The organism is Anabaena cylindrica UHCC 0172 (genome assembly GCF_034931625.1).
In the GTDB taxonomy this organism is placed as follows: Bacteria; Cyanobacteriota; Cyanobacteriia; order Cyanobacteriales; family Nostocaceae; genus Anabaena; species Anabaena cylindrica_A.
Map to the genome: position 1 here is coordinate 47778 of NZ_JAYGGY010000099.1, position 10127 is coordinate 57904.

At 39.7% G+C, this 10127-nt stretch carries 9 protein-coding genes and 1 pseudogene; 8 read left to right on the forward strand and 2 right to left on the reverse strand.

What is annotated here, in order from left to right; translation table 11 throughout:
* Positions 1-92: 92 nt before the first annotated feature.
* Positions 93-1265 (reverse strand): IS66 family transposase zinc-finger binding domain-containing protein, encoded by a 1173-nt coding sequence (locus VB713_RS22320; protein ID WP_323313701.1) that lies wholly within the window; start codon positions 1263-1265, stop codon positions 93-95.
* A 39-nt stretch (positions 1266-1304) separates the two neighbouring features.
* Here VB713_RS22320 and VB713_RS22325 point away from each other — a divergent pair, with 39 nt between their 5' ends.
* The 4 genes from VB713_RS22325 to VB713_RS22340 all read left to right on the forward strand — a co-directional run bounded on the left by VB713_RS22325 (position 1305) and on the right by VB713_RS22340 (position 4812).
* Complete coding sequence (locus VB713_RS22325; RefSeq protein WP_323313709.1) at positions 1305-1595, forward strand: hypothetical protein; 291 nt, start codon at positions 1305-1307, stop codon at positions 1593-1595.
* Positions 1596-2220: 625 nt separating this feature from the next.
* Positions 2221-3219: a GDP-mannose 4,6-dehydratase gene (locus tag VB713_RS22330; RefSeq protein WP_323313702.1), complete on the forward strand. Its 999-nt coding sequence runs from the start codon at positions 2221-2223 to the stop codon at positions 3217-3219.
* Positions 3209-4390, forward strand: a complete 1182-nt coding sequence (locus VB713_RS22335) for a glycosyltransferase (RefSeq protein WP_323313703.1) — start codon at positions 3209-3211, stop codon at positions 4388-4390. The genes VB713_RS22330 and VB713_RS22335 overlap by 11 nt, the downstream gene beginning before the upstream one ends.
* 50 nt (positions 4391-4440) lie before the next feature.
* Positions 4441-4812, forward strand: coding sequence for a hypothetical protein (locus VB713_RS22340; RefSeq protein WP_323313704.1), 372 nt, complete (start codon positions 4441-4443; stop codon positions 4810-4812).
* Positions 4813-4941: 129 nt separating this feature from the next.
* Here VB713_RS22340 and VB713_RS22345 read toward each other — a convergent pair whose 3' ends face one another.
* Positions 4942-5385: a hypothetical protein gene (locus VB713_RS22345; protein ID WP_323313705.1), complete on the reverse strand. Its 444-nt coding sequence runs from the start codon at positions 5383-5385 to the stop codon at positions 4942-4944.
* A 388-nt stretch (positions 5386-5773) separates the two neighbouring features.
* On the opposite strand from VB713_RS22345, the gene VB713_RS22350 reads away from it, so the two are divergent.
* The 4 genes and pseudogenes from VB713_RS22350 to VB713_RS22365 all read left to right on the forward strand — a co-directional run.
* The gene (locus tag VB713_RS22350; protein WP_323313706.1) at positions 5774-6118 is read left to right on the forward strand and encodes a hypothetical protein; all 345 of its coding nucleotides are present in this window, start codon (positions 5774-5776) and stop codon (positions 6116-6118) included.
* 55 nt (positions 6119-6173) lie between these two features.
* Entirely contained in the window at positions 6174-8294 is a 2121-nt protein-coding gene (locus VB713_RS22355) for a pentapeptide repeat-containing protein (RefSeq protein ID WP_323313707.1), read from the forward strand.
* Positions 8295-8429: 135 nt separating this feature from the next.
* Positions 8430-8924: a hypothetical protein gene (locus VB713_RS22360; protein WP_323313708.1), complete on the forward strand. Its 495-nt coding sequence runs from the start codon at positions 8430-8432 to the stop codon at positions 8922-8924.
* Positions 8925-9041: 117 nt separating this feature from the next.
* Positions 9042-10127, forward strand: a pseudogene (locus VB713_RS22365) (hypothetical protein); the annotation flags it as partial.

Below are 10127 nucleotides of genomic sequence, written 5' to 3' on the forward strand. Positions count from 1 at the left end.
TGATACACCTCCTAATGGCCAACATTTTTAGTAACCGTTCAGGAGGGGGTGTAAAGAAGAAGAAAAATTACCCCCAAAATCAAGCAATAAAATTAAGCAGCTTTTAAAAAATTAGAATCATCAGCATCAGCAGTAACTTGTGGAAGCAAAGAAGGTGCAGTTTTCCTATCACGAGCAGCAACAACAGCCTGAGTCATAAACTCCAAAACATTGCGCTTTTGGGACTTGAGAGTTGTCACCACAGTCAGCATACGAGCCACAAAAATACTACCAGCCTGAGTTTGAGAACCAAAGCTAGTCCTTCTCCAAATAACAGCAGGCCGAATAGCCCTTTCCGCAGCATTATTAGTCGGCTCAACCCCGGTGGTGGAGACGAACAACCACATCGCCGACTCAACTTTGAGTAATTGACGACAAGTACGGACAGTTTTTGCTAAAGGTGTTTTTTCCCGACTGGTAATTTCATAACCGTCAGCTTCTTGTAAAGTTGCTCTGATAGATGAGCGAATCTCCTCAACCAACTCCACAAAATCTGCACGAGATAAAGTCCCATCTCGGACTCGATGCCAAAGTTCAAACAACTTCTCTTGTTGTTTCACCAGTGCAGTTCCCAATTCTGCGGAAACTCCAGTCCGTATTGAGATTCCAAATACTTCTTGCATGGCACTTTGTACCATTCTTTGACTGTGGCGATATACTCCACTTAGCAATGCCACTAGTGCTACTACTCTTACTCCGTAGCCGCTTGGGTTCACATCTTCTGGTAATACTGCACGAGTTTTAGTACCACATCCATTACAGGTCAACTGATGTAGACGATGTTCTATGACTATGGGATTGATGGGTGGAATTTCTACTCTCTGGTGACGATAGGGGTTTGTATCAACTCCAGTCAGGGCTGCTCCACAATTGGTACATTCTTCTGGATGATGTTCTTTTACTTCCTTGCATTCTTCTATGGGGTATAAGTCCCGACTATTTCCTTTATGACCTGGTTGACCCCCTCGTTTTTTACCACTTTTTGTCTTTTGTGGCTTTTTTCCAAATCCCAGTGGGTCACTTGAGGGTGGTGATGATGAGTTAACGGAAGTCCGATTAACTTTTTCTAATAATTGTTCTTGTACACTCAGGACTTCTGCTAGTTTCTTTTCCTGTTGTTCTATTTGCTGCGCCATTTCCTCCACCAGTTTTTTGACGCTGGTTGGAGTCTTTCCCCAATCTTCCTGGGATATCTGCTCTAAGTGATTGACGCGCTTTTGTTCCATGTTATTTAATTTATCAGATTTTGGGCAGAATTTTTTCCTATCTCTTTTCTACCCCCTGAACGGTTACTTCTCCTCAGCAGCGAAGAAGTCGCAAAACGTGCCAAAGAATTATCTGACAATAGCATTCATCAACAAGTAGATACCGAAGAAAATATTGGTAAAATGATAATTATTGATATAGAAACAGGGGAATATGCTATTGATAAAACAGGCATAAAATCAGCGCATTATTTACGGAATAAAAACAGATTTGCTCGACTCTTTGGTATTCGTATTGGTTATAAAGTTGCTGCCTCCTTTAATGGAGAAATGGAGCGTGATTATCGGTGATAACTGGTATTGTCAAAAACGGGCGTGCAACTGTCAATGTCATATTTCATTTGCCAAACAAGCCAGATTTTAGTATTGAATTTGTAATTGATATAGGGTTTACTGGCGATCTTAAGTTTACCATCAGCAGCAGTCTCTTTAATAAAGAGACCTTTTTTATATGAACTACCAGCAAATCTAGCTGATAATAGTTGGGTAGATATCCCAATACATGAAGCTGTGATTATCTGGAATGGAGAAGAAAGATTAGTGGCTCTTTTAGGAAGATGAAATATTACACTTGTTCTAAAAGCTTCTAACCTAATCTATATCTACTTTTCTTGTTTCTAACCTAAAAAATACAATTAAGCAATGCCTACGATGACCGAAGGTATCGCATAAAAATAAAACAAAAAATCTCTTTTCATGATGTAACACAATCCTACAAAAAGATATGATCTTGATATTGAAATCTGAGTGAACCCCTTTTCGGAATTCGTAAGGATACAGAATATTTGATATGGCAGGGAACAGCAGAGAAAAATATTCTTCCTCCTGACTCCTGACCTCGCATAAACTCTAGGCGTTATGCCAAAATTAAAACTGTCTTCTCAAAAGAACCGTACCCTAATCAAAAAGCATATCTATGACAAAAACAGCCCTAATTACAGGCATTACAGGTCAAGACGGTTATTATCTCAGTCATTTGCTACTCAACCAAAATTACCGAGTTGTAGGTTTGGTATCTCCGTACCGACAAGCTAACTTGTCAAAACTGGGAGACTTGGCAGAAAAGGTAGAAATTTACACCGTTGATTCCAAAGATAGTGCGGCATTATTAACCGCTGTCGAACAATTACAGCCTCACGAAATTTATAATTTAGCTGCACCTAGCTTTGTTCCTGATTCTTGGCATGATCCTCTAGGAACTCTGGATCTAATTACAGGTACGGCTACTAGATTATTAGATGCGGTTAGACAAGTTGGTCTATCTACACGTTTTTATCAAGCCAGTAGTTCAGAAATGTTTGGGGATGTTGATGTGACTCCTCAAGATGAAGAAACTACTTTTCGTCCTAAAAATCCCTATGCAGCAGCCAAATTACACGCTCACTGGACGATGGTACATCACCGACAGCGTTATGGCCTATTTGCTTGTAGTGGTATTTTGTATAACCATGAATCTCCTTTGCGTCCTCCTCAGTTTGTGACACGCAAGGTTTCTTTAGCGGTAGCATCAATTAAATTGGGTTTAGCCAAAACTTTAGAAATGGGTAACTTGGATGCCAAACGTGATTGGGGTTTTGCTGGAGATCATGTTGAAGCAATGTGGCGAATGCTACAGGTAGATGAGCCAGAAGAATATGTGATTGGTACAGGTAAACTCCACAGTGTTAGAGAATTAATCGCTACAGCTTTTGATTGTGTGGGACTAGACTGGCAAAAATACGTAGTTACTAATACAAATTTGTTACGAGCAGATGAACATTTTCAACTTGTTGCTAACCCCAATAAAGCTAAAAAAAATCTTGGCTGGGAACCTAAAGTTAGTTTTGAGCAACTTTTAGAGAAAATGGTAAACACTGATTTGGATAAATTGCAAAGTGGTAGAGTGTCACCAGAAATATCCCAAAATGCTAATTAATCAAGTGAAAGATAATCTCCAGCCTGATGAAAAATTGAGTAATAAAGCCAATCATGTATTCGTATTCTTAGAAATTTTTGCCCTTGAAGGTGGTATTCAATCCTATGTTAAAGATATTTTTCGCGCCTATTTAGGATTAGATCAAACCTGTAAAGCAGAAGTTTTTTTATTACGTGATAGTGATGATTGTGTAAATCCTTTTGCAGCAGAAAATTTAAAATTTCATTATTTTAAAAGTGATTTGCCCCAAATAGGAAGAGCCAAATTTACCATAGCGTTACTTCGTTATCTTTTGCAAAAAAGACCGCAACACGTTTTTTGTGGTCACATTAAATTGGCGGTACTGATAAAAACTTTATGTCAACCTTTGGGGATTCCTTATACTGTACTAACCTATGGAAAAGAAGTCTGGGAACCGCTCAAAAATCAAGAACGAAGTGCTTTAGCTGCCTCTGCGGCAATTTGGACAATTAGTCGCTACAGTCGAGATTATGCTTGTGCTGCTAATAACATCAATCCTGATCAGGTAAAGATGTTACCTTGTGCTATTGATGGGGATAAATTTACTCCTGGTATCAAAGCACCAGCATTAGTTGAGAAGTACGGTTTAAATAATGCCAAGGTGTTGATGACAGTGGCACGGTTGTGGTCTGGGGATATTTACAAGGGTGTAGATGTGACAATTAGAGCCTTACCACAAATTATGCAGGTGTTTCCAGAGGTAAAATATTTGGTAATTGGTCGTGGTGATGACCAACCGCGATTAGCTGAGTTAGCAAAAGAGTTAGGTGTGAGCGATCGCGTGATTTTTGCCGGTTTTGTCGCTACAGAAGCATTAATGTTACACTATCGTCTAGCAGATGCCTATGTTATGCCCTCTCAAGAAGGCTTTGGGATAGTTTATCTAGAAGCAATGGCTTGTGGTATACCAGTTTTATCTGGTGATGATGATGGCTCGGCTGACCCCTTACAAGATGGTAAACTAGGATGGCGAGTACCACACCGTAACCCCGATGCTGTAGCCGCAGCTTGTATAGAAATTCTTCAAGGTCAGGATCAACGTTGTGATGGTGAATGGTTAAGAGAACAAGCGATCGCTATTTTTGGTATAGAAGCCTTTCAACAACGTCTACAACAAATGCTTCTCTCCCCATCTCAACTAAACCCATGACCCCCATAATTAATGACTAAGATAAAGTGATAGTAAAACAAATTTGAGAAATGCGCCCTAATAACTTGCAATTGAATCTTGAAAAACTCCGCCCTTGGCTTACTTTGTTAGCTATAACCTGGTTATTAGCATCATTGGGCTTAGGCTGGCTAGTTAATTCCCTGCTAATTATTTTTGGGCTGTTGTTAGTCACACCAGTTATTGCCTTCTTAGGATTTCGCTGGTGGCTACAACGCAATTTGGTTCCTGGACAGTGTCCCGTCTGCGAATTTGAATTAACAGGTTTAAATAACAGCAAATTGCAGTGTCCAAATTGCGGAGAACAGCTTTTAATTCAAAATAGTCAATTTAGCCGCTTCGCACCAGAAGGCACAATTGATGTTACAGCCATTGAAGTCCCAGCCAAATCCCTGGAAGATTAAAATAATTCATAACGGTGTGAGTAGTGAGTGCTGAGTAGTGAGTGCTGAGTGCTGAGTAGTAAGTAGCATTCTGCCCTCTGACTCCTGAACTCCTGAACTCCTGAACTCCTGCCTCCTGCCTCCTGCCTCCTAGTTCCGTTTTTGTGAAATCGAGAGAGCATAAGGGTGCTGTTCTGGGGATAAATCACCGATATAGAGCAAATATTGCCCAGCCTGCCAGAAACCTGCAAGTTCTGGTCTATTATTTTCGGAGTAACTATCTGCCAATACACAAAATTTACCACCGGGACCATCAATGAATAGCGTGGTCTTTCCCTTACTCTCAACGGTTAATCGCAAATAAGGCAGTGATTCTTGAACTTGAATAACTTGACTTGGTTTAGTGGTAATATTTCCGCAGTTACTTTTAACTGTTCCCCCTGACATACCATTGACAACCATCGGGTCTGTCTGGGGTTTGTTATTAACTTGAATTACTGGAATTACTGGAGTTTGGGCAAAATTCACTTGGTTAAATACCAAACACATTGCCAAGGTTGTAGGGATAAGAGTCAATAGTCTTAAAGTTTTCATTTTAGTTAATGCTCCTGACTGTTGATAGAGCAATATCTTTATATATATTCTGAACTATTTGACGCAGATAAACTGTTTTTGTTCCCAAATGTAATGTATAAATTTTTATTCTGAAATTTCACTACTTTGTGACTAAATATTAAAATATCCTGAAATGAAAGAGGTAAGGCAGAAAAATTTTACTGATACTCAAGCACTAATCATCTTCATCCCCCTGAATAATGGCTAGTCAACAGCAACCTCTAGTAACTCACTGGTAATAGATTATTTTTCCCTACCTATAAAGGTGTTGCACACATAGATATTAGTTAAAATCACTAAGACAACCGCCAAATAAAGGATTTAGTTGGTTGTAAAACCAGAGTATCCTAGCTGAGGTAAAAAAATCATGAATCCTCAATCCGAAGAAGAGTTGCAACGTCGCCTCCAAAAACTAGAGGCTGAGATGAATTCATTTTCACCAACCCAGTCTCAACCAGAGGGACAAAAACAGACACCGACCTCTGGGTTTGCCAAATTGAACTCATATCTAGAGCGATCGCGCTCTTGGTTCCAAAGTTTATCACGGATGAAAAAGCTGGCCGTTGGGGGAGTGGTGATGGTGTTGGGATTATTGATGTTACAAACAGTGTTTAAACTCGTAACATCTGTAATCAGTCTGGCACTGTTAGCGGGATTAGTGTATCTTGGGTACAAATTTTTTGTGTCTAATAGCTTTCAAAGTAAGCAATAGCCTATTTTAACCGCGCCGAGATTGGCGTAAACATAAATTCAAAGGGAATTATATAATGGCGACCCCAACTGTCGGGACAAATATTCATCAATCTAGCCAGTCCAAAAAACCAGAAAAAGCTCATTCCCTGCCCCTAGGAACAAGGCGCTTGGCCGCTTGGGCAGTGGAAATCACATTAGTAGTTGCCAGTGGCTTAGTTCCCTTTGGACTAGGCGTTTATGCCAATTCTCGCAGTGATCTTGACCGAGTACCTCTAAACCCAGTATTGGTACTCACAGAAAGAGCGATCGCACGACCTCTAGCCCTACCCGTTAGTTATGGTATTCGTAATGTTGCCAGTCCGACTAATTTCCTGTGGACAGTTGCCCTATTAGCACCACTCACTCTCTCATGGTGGCAATTGTATTTACTAGGGAAAACCGGCAGCACCATTCCCAAACGTTGGTTTGGTGTAAAGGTAGTTAATGACGAAGGTACAGCCCCTGGTTTAGGTGCAGTTACCATCCGTGAAGGTCTAGGACGGTGGACTGCGCCAGTTTCTATCGCCTACCTGTTGTGGCGCTATAGCTTTGCTTTCCCCAACTTAGGATTATTTACCTTTTTAGCTGTATTGATGGTGCTAGGAGAAGGAATGGGTTGGCCTTCACAAAAGCGTCGTCGTGCCTTTCATGATCAATTGGCAGGTACATACACAGTAGATGCTACAGATAGCAAAAAGCGGGTCAAACCACCTGTAGATAATGCCAGCGAACAACCCCAGCCAGAAAATCAGCATAATCTTAATACATCCACTGACCAACCTGCTGCCAAAGATGCAATCCGACGCAACCCCAACTTGATCTTATTTTTAGTAGGGATCACAAGCATGATTGCAGTGTTGTCAACTTTAGTCGGCACACAAATTTACATCCAAAACCAAGAAAGCCTGCGGAAAACCCAGCAAATCAATAGCCAAAAGTTTCTTGAACTTGTCAAACAACTTAGTCCTAATTCTGGTGTTACCAACGAAGAACGCCAAAGGGCAATTCTCGTCTTGGGCGGTATCAACGATACACAGTCAATTAAATTTCTGGTAGATCTACTAGTTGAAGAAACTGACCCCAAAACCATAGATACTATTCAACAAGCCTTGGCAAATATTGGACCAAGTGCCATGCCAGAATTAAAACGCATGAATCAGTTTCTTGCAGGTGAAATGGAATCAGTCGCCACATTCCGAGAAATTCGCCAACAGCAATTAAACCTTAACCAACAAGCAATAAACAAAATTCTCACTGTTTATAACGGCAAAATTAATGGCATGGATTTGAGCAGCACCCAATTAGGCTCAAAAAACTCTGAAAAAAATTCTTTATTCAACTTGGAATTAGACAATACTGATTTATCTGGAGTTGTTTTTAAATCTGCCAACCTGAACAAAGCTAGTTTGAAAGGTACTCGTTTCCGCAGTGTAGGCGAAGATGGACGCTGGGATACTTATGATGATGTCACCGCTGATTTGAGCTACACTCATTTCCAGCAAGCTGATCTCAGTAATGCTAATCTCAGTCGTGTATTGATGAACCGCAGCGACTTCAGCCGCGCCACCCTCAACAAAGCTAACTTATCAAACTCCCGTTTAGTGAGTGCTAACTTGAGCAGCGCCCAGTTAATAGGGAGCGATTTGCGACAAGCAATCTTAGAAAATGCTAGTTTGACAGGGGCTGATATTAGTGATGCCAAATTAATGGAAGCCAACTTGTATGCCGCTCATTTAGGTCGAGTTTCTGCGATCGGTACACAGTTATCTTATGCCGATTTAACCAACACTGATTGGCAAGGAGCAGACTTATCTGAAGCCTATTTAGATAGTGCTAATCTTACCAATGCTAACTTGAGCGCTGCTCGTCTCTCCGGTGCTGTTTTGCGCTCTACCAATATGAAAAATGCCAACCTCAGAAATGCTGATTTAAGTCGCGCAGATTTACGAGGGGCAAATTTGAACGAAGCCGATTTTCAAGGAACTATTCTTTTCCCTGCTAAACAAGATCCCACAGATCAATTTGTACAAACATCTGATCTTGGTTCACAAGCCGCTGTAGTCCAAGGAGTTGATTTTACCGAAGCCAAAAATTTAGATGCCAAACAACTAGCTTTCATTTGTACTAAAGGTGGCATTCATCCCCGCTGTCCATAGTCAAAAATTATGTCTGAACAGGGAGCAGAGAATGCAGAGAAAGTAATTTTTCCAGTCACTGTTCCCTTTTCGCTATTAGCTATTGAGGGTAATATAGATAACATGGTTATTTATATGGTGTGAGGAGTGAGGATAATGAAACATTTTAAATATTTAGTTTCAATTTTAGCAACTAGTACGGTTTTGAGTCTATCTATCAATACCCAATCAGTAAAGGCTCAAGTAGCTTATGGTAGCTATGTTGGTATTGGCCCAACAATTGGACTGAGTGATGGTACTCAACTCGGTGGGGTGTTGGCTTTCCGCTACAAGTTACTAGAAACACCTGTATCTTTCCGCGCTCAAGCTTTAATTGGTCAAGGTACAGCAATAGTACCCACGGTTTCCTATGATATCCCTTTGAATTGGCAAACAGATGCTTATTTAGGGGCTGGAATGGTATTGACAAGTGGGAATGAAGCTTCTCCTGTGGGGAATAAAATTAGTTTTGCTTTGCAACCGGGAATTGATTATGTAGTTCCTAATAGCAATACAGTGATTTTTGGGAACGCAATTATTGCTTTTGATGCTTACCGTAATGGTGGAGGGACTGCTTTATCTTTGCAAGGTGGTGTTGGTTTGAGATTTTAAATAATAAAAAAGTAGGTTGGGTTAAGCGACAGCGCAACCCAACAAATGCATTAATAATGTTGGGTTTCCTTACGTCAAACCAACCTACTTTAAAAGTGATTAAATAAACATGATATTATGAGCGACACATCAGGGATTCTCATCAAAAAGCCAGTTTCACTATTAAATAGAAAGATTAACTTTAACTTCGGGAGTTTCTTTACAGCATTAACCAAAGCTGGTGCAAATGCGGCTGTTGCTAATTTTGGTAATATACCAGAAAATTTGGTGGAAGTTGCCGTATCTGTTGGGTTAGGTAAAGAAACGGGAGAAGTTGCTTGGGTGTTGATTTTTCGGGCTTTAATTCAAGCAATGTGGACTTTGGCAGAAGAGAGAAAAGATTTATTACAAGATGCTGATGATAAAGATATTCAAATAATAGTTAAACATCGTTTAGAGCAGTGTTTAGAAAAGTTAGAATCACAAGAAATAACAATTGATATTAACTTTTTTGACAATCCTGAAAATTTGGTGATAATTGAAGAAATTAAAATACCTTTTAGTCAGTGGTTAGAAAGCTTTGGTGTAAATTCAGCAGAAGCAAAAGTTATTAGTAATCAAATTCCCAGTCAGTTTGTCTATGCGCTACACAAAGAATGGTTAAAAAATAGTGATAAATATCAATCTTTAATAAATAACCTCAATAGTCCTTTTGTTAAAGCCACTGAACGACAACAAGCATGGAAAATTTATAGCGCGTGGCTAGAAAACCAAGTTAATGAAAGGATGTTTGATGAAGCCTTTGGTTTAAAACAGGTTTATGTACCGTTGCGGGCTTATTTTAAACGCAAAATTCAGGGTAAAAAACCTGATAATTTTAGCAGAGAAGAAGATAAATTTGATCGGGTTGTTGTTGATTTAGAAACAGAAGTAGAAAATTGGTTAAATAAAGCGGATTCTAAAGATGCGATTAGAGTGATTAGTGGTGGTCCCGGAAGTGGTAAATCTTCTTTTGCCAAAATATTTGCAGCTAACCAAACACAAAAGGGAGAAGTTAGAGTTTTATTTATTCCTTTACATCGGTTTGAAGTTACGGATAATTTAGTTAATGCTGTTGGTAATTTTGTTTTGAGTAATGGTTTTATTAAAGAGAATCCTTTACAAGCAAATAGACATCTCCGAAAACTGTCAAACTCCTACTATGAATACTTTTTGGAAAGCGAT